Annotated in this window: 1 protein-coding gene; it reads left to right on the top strand. The window is 78.3% G+C overall.

Features of this window, described 5'->3' with window-relative positions:
• A partial coding sequence (locus tag KUM32_RS41440) for an ATP-binding cassette domain-containing protein (RefSeq protein ID WP_217146795.1) occupies positions 1-650 on the top strand: 650 nt, incomplete at its 5' end.
• Positions 651-695 lie beyond the last annotated feature (45 nt).

Below are 695 nucleotides of genomic sequence, written 5' to 3'. Positions count from 1 at the left end.
ACCTGACCCCGGCCACGGGCACCGTACGCGTCGACGGGCGCCCCGTGGCCGACTGGAGCCCGGGCGAGTTGGCGTTGCGCCGGTCCGTGCTGCCCCAGTCCGCCGCGCTGTCCTTCCCGTTCACGGTGGAGGAGGTGGTACGGATGGGCCGCGCCCCGTGGGTGGGCACGCCGGCGGAGGACGAGGACGATCCGGCGGTGGCGGCGGCCATGGTCACCACGGAGGTGGCCGCGTTCGCCGACCGCCCCTTCGGCGCGCTCTCCGGCGGCGAGCGCGCCCGTACCGCGCTGGCCCGGGTGTTGGCCCAGCGCACGGCCCTGCTGCTGCTCGACGAGCCGACGGCCGCGCTGGACCTGCGCCACCAGGAGTTGGTGCTGCGGGTGTGCCGGGAGCGGGCCGCGGCGGGGGACGCCGTCGTCGTGGTCCTGCACGACCTGGGGTTGGCCGCGGCGTACGCGGACCGCACCGCCGTGCTGCACGGCGGGCGGATCGCGGCCGACGGGCCGCCGGACGAGGTGTTCGGTGAGGAACTGCTGTCGGCCGTCTACCGGCAGCCGGTCGAGGTGCTGCCGCACCCGCGGACCGGGGTGCCGCTGGTGGTGCCCCGCCGCGACGGCCGGGGCACCGAGGCGCCCGCCCGGCTCGGCTGACGGGCCGGTCCCCGGGGCCTGGCCCGGGCCCGCCCCGTATAGGGT

The organism is Streptomyces sp. AC627_RSS907, from assembly GCF_019049165.1.
The sequence above is the reverse complement of the archived record's forward strand: the minus strand, read 5'-3'. Positions and strand labels throughout refer to the sequence as shown.